Origin of the sequence: Glycomyces artemisiae, assembly GCF_003002955.1 — a bacterium.
GTDB lineage: Bacteria > Actinomycetota > Actinomycetes > Mycobacteriales > Micromonosporaceae > Glycomyces > Glycomyces artemisiae.
Map to the genome: position 1 here is coordinate 121243 of NZ_PVTJ01000011.1, position 16751 is coordinate 137993.

Genomic DNA, 16751 nt, shown 5'->3' on the forward strand with positions numbered 1-16751 from the left:
GGAAACCTGATGTCCGACTGGCCCCAGCCGATCCTGTTCGGCGCCGCCTACTACTACGAGTACCAGCCCGACGTCCTCGGCGGGTTCGAGACCGAGAGCGCGAAACAGCGCCTGGAGGAGGACCTCGACCTCATGGCCGAGGCCGGGTTCTCGGTGATCCGCGTCGGCGAGTCCGTGTGGAGCACTTGGGAACCCGAGAACGGGCGCTTCGACCTCGACTGGCTCCAGCCCGTCCTGGACGGCGCGCTGGAGCACGGCATCGGCGTCGTCCTGGGCACGCCGACGTACGCGGTGCCGCCGTGGCTGGCGCGCCAGTACCCCGAGATCGCCGGGGACCGCCGCACCGGGGAGCGCATCCCTTGGGGCGGACGGCAAGAAGTCGACTACACGCATCCGGGCTTCCGGTTCCACGCCGAGCGCGTGATCCGCAAGATCCTCGCGCGGTACGCCGACCACCCGGCCGTGATCGGCTTCCAGGTCGACAACGAGCCCGGTCTCCACCTGTTCTCGAACGAGGGCGTGTTCCAGCGGTTCACCGACTACCTGCGGCACCAGTACGGCGACGTGGAGACCCTCAACCGCGAATGGGGCCTGGTCTACTGGTCCCACAAGCTGTCCACGTGGGCGGACCTGTGGCGGCCGGACGGCAATGCGCAGCCGCAGTACGAGCAGGCGTGGCGGCGGTTCCAGGCGGAGCTGACGACCGAGTTCATCGGCTGGCAGGCCGACATCACCCGCGAGTACGCGCACGAGGACCAGTTCGTCACCACCTGCATCTCCTACGGCAGGCCCGGGATCGACGAGCGGGCCGTGGCCGAGCGGATGTCGGTCACCGCCGGGAACCCGTACTACCGGATGCAGGACTCGCTCGCGCTGCCGCAGGCGCCGGCCGACGACCGGCACTGGTCGCAGGAGGGGGTCTGGGCGCTGTACCGGTCCGCGGACGCGATGTACGGGGCGCGGCAGGAGCCGTTCCTCGTGACGGAGACGAACGCGCAGGCCATCGGCGAGTCATTCCACAACATGCCCGCGTACGACGGGCAGTGGCGCCAGGCCGCGTGGGCGCTGGTGTCGCGAGGGGCGCGCATGATCGAGTACTGGCACTGGCACACGCTCCACTTCGGCACCGAGACCTACTGGGGCGGCATCCTCCCCCACAGCCAGCGGCCCGGCCGGACCTACCGCGAGCTCGCGCGCCTGGGCGCGGAGCTGCGGAAGGCGGGCGCGGACCTGGACGGGCTGGTGCCGGACGTCGACGTCGCGGTCCTGCACTCCAAGGAGAGCGAGTGGGCGCTCGCGGCGCAGCCCGCGCTGGCGAAGCCGGGCGGCGGCGCCGACCGCGACTCGTTCCACACGATCGCGGGCGCGTTCTACAAGGGGGCGTTCGACGCCGGTCTTCAGACGCGGGTGGTCCACACCGAGCAGCTCGGCGAGCCGGGCGAGGCGGTCGCGCAGTTCCCGGTGCTCGTGGCGGCGGGGATCTACGCGGCCGACGACGGTCTGCTGGACTGGCTGGACCGCTATGCGGCGGCGGGCGGGCACCTGGTGCTCGGTCCGCGCACCGGGTACGCCGACGAGGAGGCGCGGGCCCGCCTGGAAGTGAAGCCCGCGCGGCTCCACGAGGCGGCCGGCGTCTGGTACGACGAGTTCGCGAACCTGCCCGCGCCGGTCCCGGTGCGGGCCGCGGACGGCTCGCCGCTGCGCTTCGACGCGGCGGCCGGGGTGCAGTGGGCCGACGGCCTGATCCTCGAAGGGGCCGAAGCGCTCGCGGAGTACGAGCACCCGCACTACGGCCGGTTCCCGGCCGTGACGACGAAGGCGCACGGGCAGGGGCGCGTGACCTGCGTCGGCACGGTGCCCGACGCCGCGCTCGGCGCGGCGCTGTTCGCGTGGCTCGCTCCTGCCTCCGCTTGGCGGCCGGAGCACGCGAGCGTGACGGCGACCAGCGGCGTGACGGCCGCGGGCGAGACGATCCGCTTCGTGCACAACTGGTCCTGGGACGAGACCGAGGTGGCCCTCCCGGCCGCGGCGGTCGACCTCCTCGGGGAGGTCGAATACGCCGCCGGCGCGTCGCTTCCCTTGGGCCCGTGGGACGTGAAGGTCCTCCGCGAAACCCGCTGAAGACCTGAAGGCCGTATAGCCATCCCTAGCCCCCACCCATCCGTGGATGACGGTTTCACCAAACACCTACGCCCGCTTTAGGTCGTATGTGATGGTGTCACTAGTCATGAGGGATTGCAATGGCAAACAAGGGAACCACCCGCCGGGCTGCGCTGCGACGGACGGGTCTGCGGATCGTCGGGGTGGTCCGTCTGTCACGGGTGACGGACGTGACCACCTCGCCCGAGCGGCAGAAGGAGTCGATCGAGCGGTGGGCGGCCGAGGCTGGCCACCGCATTGTCGGCTGGGCCGAGGACCTCGACGTCTCCGGCTCGACTGACCCGTTCGAACGCGAGGAACTCGGCCCGTGGCTCTCGGAGCGGTCCGGTGAGTTCGACGGGCTGTGCGCGGCGAAGATCGACCGGTGGGCACGCTCGATCGTGCACTTCTCGCGACTGCTGGCCTGGTGCGAGGAGCACGGCAAGCTCGCCGCCACCGCCGACCGGCAGCTCAACACCGCCGAACCGTCGGGCAAGCTCATCGCCTACGTCGCGGCGATCTTCACCGAGATGGAACTCGACGCCATCTCCGAACGCGTCACCTCCGCCCGTGCGAAACTGCGCCAGCAGGGCAAGTGGCCTGGCGGCACGATCCCCTTCGGTTACCGCACCGCCCACGACGCTGAAGGCCGCACCACCGGCCTCGAGATCGACGAGGAACGCGCCCAGTGGGCACGGGCGATGGTCGCCAAGCGATTGGAGGGCTGGTCGTTCCAGAAGATCGCCGACTGGCTCAACGAGCAAGGCGTCACCAGCGGCAAAGGCAAACCAAAAGCCCCCGCGGTTCGCTGAGCACGGGGAACCCGATGATTAAGAGGGCCAGGACTCGTGTGTGCATGAGCCCGAGATCGCTGAGTCCGTCGGCTCGGCAGATCCGGTCCGAGGGGCTATCGAGTTCGGTCTGCAGAAGCTGGTAGGCGGCATCGTTGGCGCTGCCCCACCGCATCGCGGCCCGCCAGAGGGCTCGCCCGAATCCCCTAGCCCGGAACTCGGGCAGGACCGCGAAGTATTGGCCGAGCAGCCGCAGACGACCGCGCGAGTCGGGGAGGGTACGCATCGGGCCGATCGCACCGACGACCTTCATGGAGTCCTTGACAGTAAGCACCGGCCCGTCGTCGATTCCCTGGTCAATGCGCTCGGCCAGGAAGGGGAACCCCTCGCCCGCATTAACCGCAAACGCGCGGAAGCCGCTGGCTGATGCAGGGGGTTGTTCGACACACACGGCTACATGCTCGGAGTCCGTGCACGAATTGCTGCCGCGCACGAACGTCTTGAGCTGCACGCGGACGGTCCGCTGGGCGTGCCTGTCAGGCAATTTGCCGAACCAGACGAGTCGAGCACGGGCGACGCCATGGTCCGCTGCAAGCTTTGCCCCCACGTCGCCTCCCGTCCGGCGAGCGCGCTCAAGATTCCCGTAGCAGTAGAGGTCCACCGTGCCCGCACCCCTTTGATTGAGCACGGGGATGAGAACGTACGCGTCCGAATCGACGATCGCCTTGGTGAGGATGCGGGCGGTCTTCCTTCCGCCCCAGACCCGATCCTTGTCGTACGGGAGGTATTCTCCCGCCTCGGTGGTCGCGAGGAGTTCGGACCAGATCGCGGCGGCGTCCTCGTCGGGGTGGATCGGCCCGAGCGACGGCAGGCAGGGAGCCTTGCCGACCACCTCGGCAAGCGCTGCGGGATCGGTCATAGTCCCCAACCGTATCGGGAGCGCGCGGGCACCGGTGGGTATCCAGCACCGGTGCCCGCGCGATCTTCTCTAGTAGGGGTTGTCGTCCCCGGCGTTGCACGAGCAGGCGGCTGACTCGACGAGGACGTCGAGGTCATCGACGAACTCGGGCGCGGTCTGGTCGGTCTCGTACTCATCGGTCGATCTGAACGGCTTGAGTTCGAGGGTGATCGGCATCGCAGCCATGGCTATTCACCTCCCCTCGGTTCTCCGTGCTGGCAGTACATCCCCAAGGGGGCCTTCGACTCCTGGTACTGCTTTGCGAGCGGACGGCAGGTCCAGCAGGTACCGGAGAGCGCACATCCGGAGCAGCCCCCGGTGCGGAGCATGAGCCGGTCGGCGACCTCCTTGAGGCGGGTGAGTCCGAGCAGACCCTCGGTCATGAGCGAAATCGCGTCGTCGCGGCCGATCTTGCAGATCGACGCTCGTCCGAACGGGTCGGAGTGAAAGAACGTGTGCCCGGCGTTGCAGCCTTTGAACGGTTCACGTTTCCGCAGGTATTCGGTCGATTGGACTTGGAGAGGCTCACCGCCCCCGTAAATGGTCGGGCTCATGTTGACGAAGGTGTGGAACGGAAGGCCGAATGAGCGTGCGAGGTCCTCCATCGCCGCCACCTCGTGGTCGTTGGTCGAGGTGACGATGTTGTTGAGTTTGATCGGCAGACCGGCCTCAACTCCGGCTTCGAGCCCTGCGATGAACCGCCGGTACGCTCCGTGGCGCTTGGTGAGCTTGTCGTAGGACTCCTCGGTCGCACCGTAGACGGATAGCGTGATGCGGTACGGGCGCAAGCGCTTGAGCATGGCAAGGATGCGCGGGTCGGACAAGCGAGACCCGTTTGAGGAAACCGAGATCATCATTCCCAGTGCGAAGGCTCGCTCGTAGGTCTCCGTGAACAGTCGGTCGATCATCGGTTCACCGCCGGTGAGCTGGATGAACACCACGCCTGCGTCGCGCATGATGCTCAGAAGGCGGGCCCTTTCGGGCCAATCGAGCCCTTCGAATCGCTTCTGAGCGAGGTAGCAGTGCTCACAGTCGTAGTTGCAGCCGAGGTTCAGCTCGTAGGAGGCGCGCACGTATCCGTACATGGAGGGCTGGCGGATCAGGACCGTCGGGTCGAGCGGCGCGCCGGCCAGGTCGATTCCGAACTGGCGAGCCGCAGCGTCGACCAGCCAGGAAGGGGTTGGTGCGTCGCCGCCGAGGGCGGTGAGTCTGAGGAAGTCGGCCTTCGGGATGGTGATGCCTCCGCTCTCTCCGGGGCGCAGGACCAGGTATTTGCCCATGAACGGGGCGGCGATGAGTTGGTGCACAGCAGTCGCTCCTCGGTTGAAAAAGGGGGAGCGGGGCGCGCCGCCCACCAACGGCAGCCCCGCTGAAGGGAGATGGTTCAGAGCCGCCCTTGTTGAGCGGCGAGGGTGAGGATGTGCTCGGCTTCGCTGCGCCAGTGGCGCCTGCGCTCGTCGGGCGTTCCCTTCCAGCCGGGCCGTGTCACGAGGCCGCAGATCCGGCCGTTGTCGTGAAGCAGGTCAGCGACCGGCATGAGGGCGTTCTCGGTGTTCACTACGCTCAGCACCGCGTGCTCCGCGGCCAGGGTGGGCTCGACGGCGAACCGGAACCCGTCGAGGTCGAACACCCCGAGCACGCTCGTGGGCAGCGGCGCAGGCTGCACAGGCCGGGTGTTCCCAGCGTGCCAGTCGGCAATGAGCGAAGCGATGTGGCTCCGCTGCTGGACCTTCCATGCCGGGGTCTGCTCGTTCGAAGGCGCTTCCCATCGCATCTCGCGGACTACCCCGCCTGCGTGAATAGCGTGCCCGATCTTGATCGGATGGCCGTTGTAGTCCAACCAGACCGAGGCGTACCCGGTCTTGCGGCGTGCCTTGAGTCGCAGAATGTTCCCGGTCGAGGTCTGCCACTCTCCGAGGTTCTCGAACTCATTCACGCTGCCTTGCCTCGTCTCCTGCGTCGCCGTGCGCGCCATCAGGCCCCCAAAACTGCTGTGTCGGTACTCCGATCGGATGGGTGATGCGTTCTCTGTGGTGCATCGGTGACCGCCGTCTTGCGTTGGATGGCAACCCGCCCGTAGCCTTGATTTCAGCAGGCACAAATCGTCCAAACCAGAGCATCAATGCCGCACTCATGCGGCAGAAATGCGGCATCAGGCCGCTGAACTGGAAAGTCGCAAGACACCGAGGCGAAGGCGATCCGTGGGAAAACGACGAGACGCGTTCATCAGACGACGCAAGGCCATGGGCATCAGCCAGGAAGAACTCGCCGACCGGATCGGAGTTGACCGGACTACAGTCTCACGCTGGGAGCGAGGTGAAAACGACCCGCAACCGCTCTACCGCCGTAAGCTCGCCGACCTCCTCGACGTTGACAAGGTTGAACTGGATCGCCTCCTACTCGGCGCTGACGACCGAGCACCAGAGCAGATCACTTCAGCCCGTGATCTCACGCGGCCGCACCTCCACGAAGCGGCCATAACAGTCGATGACCTCCAGAGAATCGAGCAGACCCGCACCCACTTCCAGGAGATGTACCGCCGCGTCGGCGGCGTGCCGACGCTCCCGCGGATCAACGCCATTCTGGACCAGCGAGTCGCCCCCATGCTCCGCGCCGCCTACGAGAACCAACTCGGCCGCCAGCTCTTCCGCGCCGCAGGAAGCCTCACCGCGTTCGCCGGAGTCTGCGCCTACGACGCCGACCAACAGATGGCCGCCACCGCCCGCTTCGCCGAAGCCCTCAGCCTCGCCCGCGCCTCAGCTGACCTCCAGTTCGAGGGCTACCTCCACGCCCTCCTCGCCAACCAGGCCATGCACCTGGGCGAACTCAGGCAAGTCCTCGACCACACCGAGACCGTCCTCGACGCTCTCGGCGACCAGCTCAACCCCGCGCTCGTCTGCGACCTCCACACCCTCGCCGCCAAAGCGCATGCCCGAGCCGCGAACACCAACGCCTGCCACCGCCACCTCGAAGCCGCAGAGACGAACGCCGAGCGCGCCTGGAACGGCCCCAGCCTTCCCGAAGTCTCCTACATGACCGCCGGCCTCATCCAACTCCAGACCGCAGAAGCACTCCGCCGACTCGGCGACACCGCCGCCGCCCGCACCTACGCCGACGAGGCCATCCGAACTGCACCAGACACCCACCTGCGAGGCCAAGTCCACCGCTGGGCCGGATACGCCCTCGTCCTCACCGCTCAGGGCGAGATCGACGAAGCCGCCGACGCAGCCACAACCATGCTCGACCGAGCCATCGGCATGGAATCCGGCCGCCTCCACGACCGCCTCACAAGCGTCATGCGCGCCCTCCGCCCGTACTCGGCAGAAACCGCCGTAGCGAGTACGCTCGAACGCGCCGAAGTCCAACTCGCGGAACCGGGAGCATGATGCGCTGGCAGGTCAACTCCAAGCGAACCCTCTACCGCGACCAGTGGGTCCATCTGCAAACCGCAGACGTAGAGCTCCCCGACGGCCGCCACCTCGACCACCGCCTCATCGAAACCGGCCCCGGAGCGGGCGCCGTCGTCGTCAAGGACGAGAAGGTTCTCCTCCTGTGGCGCCACCGCTTCATCACCGACACCTGGGGCTGGGAAATCCCCATCGGCGGGATCGAAGAAGGAGAGTCTCCCGAGGCTGCCGCAAGACGCGAACTTGAGGAAGAGACTGGTTGGCGTTCCGTTGGAACAATGCACTACCTATGCTACATTCAGCCCTCTCCGGGGCTGATGACAGCCGAGCATCACATCTTCAAAACAGAGCTCGTTCAACATATTGGCGCACCTATTGACGGATTCGAATCTGAACGCATTGAGTGGATTCCACTTGCCGATATCGGATCTCTCATTGATAAGGGAGACATTAGTGCGGCAACGACAATGTCTGCACTTCTACGCTGCTTGATATAGAGAGTGCCAGAATCTAATTTCAACCGATCATCTGATTTCGGGAAATGATTCATACTTGAGTCGACGATTATCAAACGCAGGCTTGGTTCCTTCCAGAACGTTAAGGGCAAATTCTGCAACATTCAGTTCGGAAATGCTGCCGCATTTTACGGTGAACCTGTTTTCATTCAGCTTGCAGTGAATGATCTGATCTGCATCCCCGACAACTGCCAGATTCGCATTATGCGTGACAACTATTGTTTGGCGTCGACCTGCCGCCTCATAAATTGCAGGAACCAGCTTCGATGCAATAGTCTCGTTATCAAGGTTTTCTTCGGGCTGATCGAGAATTAGCGGAGTGGTTCGTCGATCTACTACAAGGTAGAATAGTGCGAGCACGAGGCCGCGCTGCCCCGGTGATAGCTGAGAAAGCGGCAGTCCATCACCGGTCAGACCGAATCTCACTTCGAGCCAAGAAAGATCGAAGATGCTCATTAGAAAGTCCTCGATATTGACCGTGCTCTTGATCGCGGAAGCAGGATCTCTAAAAGGTGATTCAGCACCTCCTCGCTCATGCTCTAGACGTTTAAGCGCATCAGAGAGTTCGCCGGCGAGTTGAGACCAATTAGTGCCTTCGACGCGCTGAGGCATCTCGTCAAGCCATTCAGGCAGAGAGCCATTTCGGCGTCCGTCGAGGGCTCCTGACAAACTAATCCAGCTTGGGAGGATTCGAAGATCCGCACTAAACTCGAGCCCGGCATTCTGAACAACTTCAGAACTTGAAATGAATCTGGACGCTGGCTCGTAAAGGCTGGAGACGGCATCAAGCTGCTCCTGAAGTACCGCGTGGATACGACCAGAGTGCGAAATTATTAGCTCGCGCAACTCATCCAATTGCCCAGGCGCTTGCACAATTTGCATCCGCAATGCCTCTAGACTTGAAAGCGAGTCGTTATCACTTTCGGTACCGATGATGGATGCGACACGCTCTTCAGACTGAAGGACTCGTTGACGCGCCCGCTCGCGAGCGGTATCCGCAATCACAAATTCCGCCGCTAGTTCACGCCGCTCCGCTTCCAGCACTTCAATTTCGAGATCCAGTCGATAATGCTCTGCCACGGTTGCCCGGAGATCTTCCTCGATTCGGTCACGCCAAGAAAGATACACCGACGAATCGACTGTAAACGATAGGAAGCGATCACTACCCTCTCCCATGAGAATCTGCGCCTCTGCGGCCAAATCGACAGCATCTGATCGCAACGCATCAGCCTGGAGTGCGATAGCATTCATCCTTGACAAAGCTTGACGAGTCTTCGCTTGGGCCTGCTCATTTTCTACGCGGGACGACAGTAGTACAGCTCGTTTGAGTTCTACATCTTCTGAGCGAGCTTTTAGAATGTCAAGTTCGGGATTTTTCACGCTCGAGGCGTCGATTTCGGCAAGAGCGGCCTGGTCGAACTTCAGCGCGGTGTTAGCTTCCGCCAACTCCTCTTCTCGCAATGTAAGTCTTCCCTCGACCTCCTTAAGACTATGCTCTGCAAGGAAAGCGGTAGTAGCGGTATACATAGAGATGACTGCACGCAAACTGTCTCGGATTCGATCTATTTCTGCCCTTGAGGCTTGAGCTTTCTGTGAAAGAAGTGCGTCAAAATTCTTCTCCTCAGCACGGTCCTCTTCTCGAATATGGGTAAAAAGGACGGTTCGCAGCTCCCGTTCAAACTCATCAGCTTCTCCGCCAACAGGATCGATATTGCACACTCGTTCCACAAATGCCTGCGGAAGATACTCCACCGAAACTGGAGTAGACCGATCGTATTCTTCGTGAAGTCGCACACGGCGGGCTGCCCCAGTTTCCCATCTTATTTCTGAGTAATATTCTTTAGCGACTTTTTTGTTGTTGGGCCGGAGAAACCGGCTTGGCGTCAGGAAGGCGAACTCTCCAATTCGGGAGGAATTTCCAGCCAGAGCAATGCAATCTAGCAGCGCAGACTTGCCCTGGCCCTTGTTGCCGACGACGGCCACAAATCCTGGATTGAGTGGAATGGAGTAGTCGAAAAGATTGTGTTTGGGATTCTCCGACCGGATTTCGATGTTGGTTATAAATCGCTCGGGATTCTTCCTGATTCGAGCAAGAGCGGGCGGTTCCAAGCCAACATAGACCCTGCGGTCAAATTCCTTTAGCGCATACGAAAGACCAGAAAATGTGGGAGTTGTATTCAACCATGTCTGACATGCCCCAAGTCGCATAGATTCAGGGGAGTCTGAAAAGTCATGCGCATCGCTGCAATCTAGGACACGAAAGTTTACCTCACTCGACCGCAATGACTTGACGTCACCTTCCCAACGTGAGGTATCGCTGTATGCCGTGAATATGAAATTTGCTTTATTGACCACATTTTTCTTGGCAGCAATCGACTGATCAGACCACTTAATATCAGCCCATTCCGTCTTGCCAATTCCAACTAGTGCTTTGTTTTGAAAGTATGGACTTTCCAGAACCTTCTCTACATCCGCTAGGGAGACATTGAGATTATTGAACCCTTCCTTGAGGTCTGATCCGTAGTTTTTCAGCTGAGCAACTGGAACAGATTTTTTGATCTTCTTGCCAAAATCGATTAGTGAATCACGGGTGATCGTGCCGCCCCAATTCAATTGGTCATGCTCCGGTGATAGTTTGACTCGAGGTTGCATCGCATTAATGAATTGGGCTTGGATCACGTCCGCCCCAAGCTCCGGATCAAATATGACGTGCAGATTTACCCTAGACAGCTTTCCATCCGTGCCACCGAACTGATCTAGGCGCATTTCAATGACCGGCAGAACTTCTTCTAGGTTCTGCAATTGCCCGTTTTCGAAGGCCGCACGGACTCTGCGGTAACCGTCGAGAAACCAGTAGTCATTGATTCCGATTACCTTAATCTCTTCAGGAACGCGTCCAAGCTCAGCAATGTAGCGATCCCAAACTTCATCGGTATTGCCTCCATACTGTTGAACGATTGACGCAGGGGTGTGGACGTGCAGGTCCCAGATGCCCCAGTCCGTTCCGCGCTGCTGCTCAGATACCTGTCCCATCATTTGCCATTCCTCCGGGAAGCGCAAATTGTTCGGCTTAAAAATGATCGTTAGATTCTGTCTGATTTGCTTGGATTGCATTCGCATCCAGCATTTCCAAACGAGGAGCGGATGGGTGGGTTTGACCGAGCGCCCCCGAACTTAACAATCTACCGGATTCGTTTTGATGCCAAGAGACAGGTTGGAGATGGTGAACAATCAACAAGATCAAAAGTTGTGGAACAACCCTGAACATGCCAGTGCTGATTCTTGTTGAAACCGAGGGTAAGTTACTCGATTATGCGCGATGCATGAGGGCGTTAGCTAACGAAACGGCTTCTTATCATAAAATCTACTCATACTTATCTATGATATGATGAACCTGCAGAAACACATTCGTGAAACCGTCATCTCCGGGCACCCAGAGGGGAACCGTAGGCGCCATCCTCGCCGACGGGTCCGACAAGAACCGCTCGCACACCGGCCCGTGTCCCCCGAAAGGGGACACGGGCCGGTGTCGTGGAGGACGGGGACTACTTCGACTCGTCCCAGGCCGTCTGGTAGATCTCGACGTAGCGGTCGGCGCCGAGGTCGGTGAGGTTCTGCTGGAACTCGTCCCAGTCGGCGTCGCTGTCGATGTCGCGGACGCCGGTGACGAATTCGGCGCTCGCTTGGACGATGAAGTTCTCGATGTTGGTCTGGATCGTGGCGAGCTCCGTGGCGGTGTCGCCGGTGATCTTGACCTCCCAGAAGGGGAACAGCTCGGCGGACTCGTGTCCTTCGTAGAGCTTCGTGGCCTCGAAGAGGCGGCGCTCGTAGCCTTCGGCCGTGTAGATGTCCGTCGCGGTGACCTGGCTGTTGCGGAACTCCGCGTCGGAGAAGAACTGCGCCATCGGGCCCCACGCGTTCTTCAGCTGCTCGCCGCTGGGGGCGGTCGTGAGCTCGAAGTTCGGTTCGAGCGACTCGTCGAGGGCCACGTCGCCCTCCTCGGGCTGGACCCAGTCGACGCCCTCGACGCCGAACTCGGCCTGAAGGTGTCCCTCGTAGGAGACCATGAAGTCGATGATCTGCATGAGCTTCTGCTGCTTGGCCTCGCTGGAGCGGTTCGTGATCACGAAGGTCGCGCCGGGCGCGGCGCCCGCGCCGCCACCGCTGTAGTAGGTGTCGTCGCCGCCGGGGCCGGCTAGCGGCGCGACCGGGTCGTACTGCGCGTAGCGGCCGTCCTCGTTGTCGGCGCTGACGAACCACGGGTGCATGACGGCGACCGATCCGAGGATCACGCCTTCCGCGCTGTTGCCCTTGGCGGTGAGCGCGTCGCCGTTCTGCGTGAACGCACCCTCGTCGATGAGCCCGTCGGCATAGAGGGAGGTGACGTACGAGATGGCGTCGCGCCATTCGTCGCGGGTCGCCTGCAGGGTCACCTGGCCGTTCACGGCGCCGAGGGCGGAGGGGTTGACGCCCTCCGCGTTCGAGTACATCTCGGCGGTGTAGAGGAACGGGTTCATCAGGTACGACAGGAGCGTGGCGCCGCCCGATGCGGAGAGCGGGATCTCGTCGGCCTGGCCGTTCCCGTTGGGGTCCTGGGTCTTGAAGGCCTCAAGGACGGTCCGCAGCTCCTCGGGCGTGGTGGGCTGCTCCAGGCCGAGGGTGTCGAGCCACGCGGAGTTCATCCACAGCTTCGACGGGTACGAGCAGTGGTAGCAGTCGTTCCACGCGGGGATGCCCCAGATCTTGCCGTCCGGGGCGGTCGCCAGCTCCTGGAAGCCGGGCTCCTTCTCGAACGCGGCGGTGAGGTTCGGGGTGTCCTCGCCGATGAGGTCGTCGAGCGGGAGGATCACGCCCTGGCCGCCGAGTTTCACCAGCTCCTCCATGGAGAACTGGTCGACCCACGGGATGAGCATGTACGCGTCGGGGTAGTCGCCGCTGGCGAGGGAGATCTGCCGCTTCTCGGCGGCCGCGGTCCCGTCCCAGTTGGTGGTCTCGAACTTGAGGTCGACGTCGAACTTCTCTTCGATCAGTTCGGTGAACGCGTTGTTCTCAAGGTCCTGGCCCTGGGCGGCGTCCTGGGGGGCGAAGATGGTGATCACGTCGTCCGGAGTGGTCTCCGGTCCGGAAGAGCACGCGGCGAATGCGAGGGAGGCGACGGCGAGCGCCGTTCCCGCCGCTGCGGCTCGGGCGAATCTGCTGGTCATCGTTGACTGCCTTTCGATGAGGAGTGGTGACGGGGATGAGGAGTGGGCGCGGTCAGCCCTTGACGGAGCCGAGCATCACGCCCTTCGTGAAGTGCCGGGCCACGAACGGGTAGACGAGGAGCACGGGCACCGTGGAGATCACGATGAGCGAGAACTTCATCAGGTCGGCCATCTGCTGGGCCGCGAGCTGGTCGGCGATGTTCGTGCCGCCGCGGGTGTTGACGATGAGGATGTCGCGCAGCACCAGCTGGAGCGGGTAGAGGTCCTCGCTGCGCAGGTAGATCAGCGCGGAGAAGTACGAGTTCCACTGGCCGATGCCGTACATGAGGGCGATGACCGCGAGCAGCGGCTTCGACAGCGGCAGCACCACCGACCACAGGAAGCGGAGGTCGGAGGCGCCGTCGAGCTGCGCCGCCTCGTACAGCTCGCCGGGGATCGAGGAGCGGAAGAACGTCATCGCGATGAGCACCTGCCAGGCCCCGATCGCCGCGGGCAGGATGATCGCCCAGCGGGTGTCGAGCAGGCCGAGGGCGCGCACGACCATGTAGGTCGGGATCAGGCCGCCGGAGAACAGCATCGTGAACAGGACGCCGCCGATGAGGATCTTGCGGCCCACGAGTTCGGTGCGCGAGAGCGGGTAGGCGATCATCACGGTGAGCGCGACGCTGACGAGCGTGCCGACCACGGCGTAGAAGACCGAGTTCCCGAAGCCGGTGAGGATCTGGTCGTTGCTCAGCACCGCCTCGTAGCCGATGAACGTGAACTCGACCGGCCACAGGAACACCCGCCCGCCCGAGACCGCCGCGGGGCTGGAGAACGAGCTGGCCACGATGTTGATCAGCGGCACGAGCACGATGAGCAGAAACGTCGACAGCAGGATGTAGACGCCGACCATGAAGACGCGGTCGACGCGCGTGTCCTGCACGGTCGTGGAGCGGCGGCGCCGCGGCTTCGGCTTCTCGGTCGCCGCAGCGGCCGGCGGGGTCGCGGTTTCGAGTGTCATTGCAGGCGCTCCCTTCACCACAGGCCGTTGCCGGTGATGCGCTTGGAGACGGCGTTGACCGCCAGGAGGAGGATCAGGTTGATCACGGAGTTGAACAGCCCCACCGCCGTCGCGAGGCTGAAGTCGGCGCTGAGCAGGCCGATCTTGTACGTGTAGGTCGCGATGATCTCCGAGGTGGAGAGGTTGAGCGGGTTCTGGAGCAGGAACGCCTTCTCGAAGCCGACCGCCATGATGTTCCCGACCGACAGGACCATCACGACCACGACCGTGGGGGCGATCCCGGGCAGGTCGACGTGCCAGATCTTCCGCAGGCGCGAGGCGCCGTCGAGCCGCGCGGCCTCGTACAGGCTCGGGTCGATCCCCGCCAGCGCGGCCATGTAGATGATCGCCGAGTACCCGGCGGTCTGCCACACGTCGCTCCAGACGTAGACCGAGCGGAACGCGTTCGGGTCGGAGAGGAGGTTCGCGTTCACCCCGAAGAAGCCCATGACGTCGGCCATGAATCCGATGCGGGGGGTGAAGATCAGGATGAGCATCGAGACGACGACGACGGTCGAGAGGAAGTACGGGGCGTACGTGACCATCTGGACGGTGCGCTTGAAGAACCGGGCCCGGACCTCGTTGAGCGCCAGCGCGAGCAGGATCGGGACGGGGAACCCGGCGAGGAAGCCGTAGAGGCTCAGCATCAGCGTGTTGCGGATGAGGTCCCAGGCGACGGGGTTGGCGAAGAACCGCTCGAAGTGGCTGAGGCCGGCCCAGGGCGAGCCCCAGATCCCCTGGACCACGTTGTAGTCCTTGAACGCGATCACGTTGTTCGCCATGGGGATGTACTGGAAGATGACGAAGTACGCGACGGGGAGGACGAGCAGGAGGTAGAGCTGCCAGTGGCGGCGGAGGTTCCGCCTGCGGGTCCGGCTGCGGCGTTCGCGCGCCGTCGATGCGGCGGTGCGCGCCGGTGCCGCGGCGGTCACCGGTCGGATCCTGTCGTCAGGTGCTTCTGGTTCGTGGTGCTCACACCCGCTCCTTTGCGGTCCGGTTGGAACTGTAACGGTAAAGTCGTGCGCTTCCTCACGTCAATACTTGAGGCTCAAAAACATCAGATCTTTTCTTGCATCCTTTCGCCAATGCGATCGGAAACGGTGGTGTTCATCCGTTTCATCCCATCGGACTACTGTTGATGGGATGAATTGATTGCATCAATCGCCCCGGCGCACTCGGGGTCAATCGGTCGCGAGGTCCGGGACGCGGTCGGCGAATTCGAGCTTGACCACGTACGCGGGCGAGGCGAAGGGGGCTTCGGCGGCGGGGAGGGCGAGGTGGAGGCCGGTGTCGTCCTGGCGGTGGCCGGGCAGGTCGACGGCCGCTCCGGCGGCGGGGCCGAGGAGGAGTGCGCGCCGCAGGCCGGTGAGGTCGATGCGTCCGGCGGCGAGGGTGGGGATCGCGAGTTCGGTTCCGGGCCAGTCGAGGACGGTCGCGTACAGGACCGTGCCGTCCTTGCTGCGGGTGAACCGGAGGTCGCCGCTCGTGCCGCGCACGGGTGCGACGAAGTTGCCGCCGCCCATGGTGGTCGGACCCTCGCCGAACACGGTCCAGGGCCGGGTGTCGTAGACGGACTCGCCGAAGCGGGCGAGGTAGTCGCCGATGCCGAGGAGGATCTCCCGCTGCTCCGGGGGGATGACGCCTTCGGCGGTGGGGGCGACGTTGAGGAGCATGGTGCCGCCCTTGGCGACCCGGTCGACGAGGGAGTGGACCAGGACCTCGACCGGGTAGTAGCCGATGCCCTCGGTGTAGCACCAGCTGGAGTCGGAGATGCTGTCGTCGGTGAGCCAGTAGGGCTCGTGGAGGCCGGCGGGGCCGCCGCGCTCGTAGTCGAACATCGCGGCCCGGTCGTTCATGCCGTCCTTGTAGGTGGTGGCGACCTGCGTGCCCCAGTCGGACTCGCGGTTGTAGTAGTAGGCGAGGAATTCGAGCAGGCTCGCCTCGTCGAGCTTGTCGAGGTTGAAGTCCTGGCAGATGAGCTCGGGCCGGTAGCGGTCGATGACCTCTTTGAGCCGGTCGACCCAGAGGCGCTCGTGCTCGGCCTTGCCGAGCTGGCCGTAGAGCTTCCGGAGGCTCGGGTCGGTCTGGGGCGCGACGTGGTCGAAGTAGCCGGTGAAGTGGTAGGCGTGGTGCATGTAGACCATGAACCTGAGCCCGGCGGAGCGGATGGCGTCGGCGTGGAGGCCGACGAGGTCGAGGCCGGGGCCGCGGTCGACCGAGTTCCACTCGTTGGTCTCGCTGGGCCACAGGGAGTACCCGTCGTGGTGCTCAGCGGCGAGCCCGGCGAAGCGGGCTCCCGCGGCGGCGAACAGTGCGGCCCACGCGTCGGGGTCGAAGGCGCCGCCGTCGGCGGTGAGCCGGGGCTTGAACTGGACGTGCCGGCCCTCGCGGTCGGTGCCGCCGTCGATGAAGCGGTGGTAGGGCCAGTCGGCGGGGTCGCCGTAGACCGCTTCGTGGTGCGCGCGCTCCTTCGTGTCCGGCACGTGCATGTGCCGCGGGTACCACTCGCTCTGGAACGCGGGCGCACTGTAAGCGCCCCAATGGAAGTAGATGCCGAACTTGGCGTCCTTCAGCCACTCGGGCACGGGGTCGTGCCGCTCGACCGAGGCCCATGTCGGCTCGTAGGCGCTGGCGTCGTCGGTCATGGGGGGCCTCCTCGGGGCGGTGCGACGGTGAACTGCGCGTCGGAATCCTA

At 63.5% G+C, this 16751-nt stretch carries 13 protein-coding genes; 4 read left to right on the forward strand and 9 right to left on the reverse strand.

What is annotated here, in order from left to right:
• Positions 1-9: 9 nt before the first annotated feature.
• Both B0I28_RS23485 and B0I28_RS23490 read left to right on the forward strand, forming a co-directional pair.
• Positions 10-2121, forward strand: a complete 2112-nt coding sequence (locus tag B0I28_RS23485; RefSeq protein WP_106366299.1) for a beta-galactosidase — start codon at positions 10-12, stop codon at positions 2119-2121.
• 119 nt (positions 2122-2240) lie between these two features.
• Positions 2241-2951: a recombinase family protein gene (locus B0I28_RS23490; protein ID WP_106366300.1), complete on the forward strand. Its 711-nt coding sequence runs from the start codon at positions 2241-2243 to the stop codon at positions 2949-2951.
• Here B0I28_RS23490 and B0I28_RS23495 read toward each other — a convergent pair.
• The 4 genes from B0I28_RS23495 to B0I28_RS23505 form a co-directional block, all read right to left on the reverse strand.
• Positions 2908-3849: a GNAT family N-acetyltransferase gene (locus tag B0I28_RS23495; protein ID WP_106366301.1), complete on the reverse strand. Its 942-nt coding sequence runs from the start codon at positions 3847-3849 to the stop codon at positions 2908-2910. The genes B0I28_RS23490 and B0I28_RS23495 overlap by 44 nt on opposite strands.
• A gap of 69 nt (positions 3850-3918) precedes the next feature.
• The gene (locus B0I28_RS27465; RefSeq protein WP_181245921.1) at positions 3919-4074 is read right to left on the reverse strand and encodes a hypothetical protein; all 156 of its coding nucleotides are present in this window, start codon (positions 4072-4074) and stop codon (positions 3919-3921) included.
• 2 nt (positions 4075-4076) lie between these two features.
• Positions 4077-5195: a radical SAM protein gene (locus B0I28_RS23500; protein ID WP_106366302.1), complete on the reverse strand. Its 1119-nt coding sequence runs from the start codon at positions 5193-5195 to the stop codon at positions 4077-4079.
• A 77-nt stretch (positions 5196-5272) separates the two neighbouring features.
• A complete protein-coding gene (locus B0I28_RS23505; protein ID WP_106366303.1) occupies positions 5273-5863 on the reverse strand; it encodes a hypothetical protein in 591 nt (196 codons plus the stop codon).
• A gap of 226 nt (positions 5864-6089) precedes the next feature.
• Here B0I28_RS23505 and B0I28_RS23510 point away from each other — a divergent pair, with 226 nt between their 5' ends.
• Positions 6090-7274 (forward strand): helix-turn-helix domain-containing protein, encoded by a 1185-nt coding sequence (locus B0I28_RS23510; protein WP_181245922.1) that lies wholly within the window; start codon positions 6090-6092, stop codon positions 7272-7274.
• A complete protein-coding gene (locus B0I28_RS23515; RefSeq protein ID WP_106366342.1) occupies positions 7274-7792 on the forward strand; it encodes an NUDIX domain-containing protein in 519 nt (172 codons plus the stop codon). The genes B0I28_RS23510 and B0I28_RS23515 overlap by 1 nt, the downstream gene beginning before the upstream one ends.
• A gap of 27 nt (positions 7793-7819) precedes the next feature.
• Here B0I28_RS23515 and B0I28_RS23520 read toward each other — a convergent pair whose 3' ends face one another.
• The 5 genes from B0I28_RS23520 to B0I28_RS23540 all read right to left on the reverse strand — a co-directional run bounded on the left by B0I28_RS23520 (position 7820) and on the right by B0I28_RS23540 (position 16701).
• Positions 7820-10846 (reverse strand): TrlF family AAA-like ATPase, encoded by a 3027-nt coding sequence (locus tag B0I28_RS23520; RefSeq protein ID WP_425433453.1) that lies wholly within the window; start codon positions 10844-10846, stop codon positions 7820-7822.
• Between the two features lie 509 nt (positions 10847-11355).
• Complete coding sequence (locus B0I28_RS23525) at positions 11356-13014, reverse strand: type 2 periplasmic-binding domain-containing protein (RefSeq protein WP_106366305.1); 1659 nt, start codon at positions 13012-13014, stop codon at positions 11356-11358.
• 52 nt (positions 13015-13066) lie between these two features.
• The gene (locus B0I28_RS23530; RefSeq protein WP_106366306.1) at positions 13067-14017 is read right to left on the reverse strand and encodes a carbohydrate ABC transporter permease; all 951 of its coding nucleotides are present in this window, start codon (positions 14015-14017) and stop codon (positions 13067-13069) included.
• Positions 14018-14031: 14 nt separating this feature from the next.
• Entirely contained in the window at positions 14032-14988 is a 957-nt protein-coding gene (locus tag B0I28_RS23535; RefSeq protein ID WP_219926950.1) for an ABC transporter permease, read from the reverse strand.
• Positions 14989-15237: 249 nt separating this feature from the next.
• Entirely contained in the window at positions 15238-16701 is a 1464-nt protein-coding gene (locus B0I28_RS23540; protein ID WP_219926951.1) for an alpha-L-fucosidase, read from the reverse strand.
• Between the last annotated feature and the right edge of the window lie 50 nt (positions 16702-16751).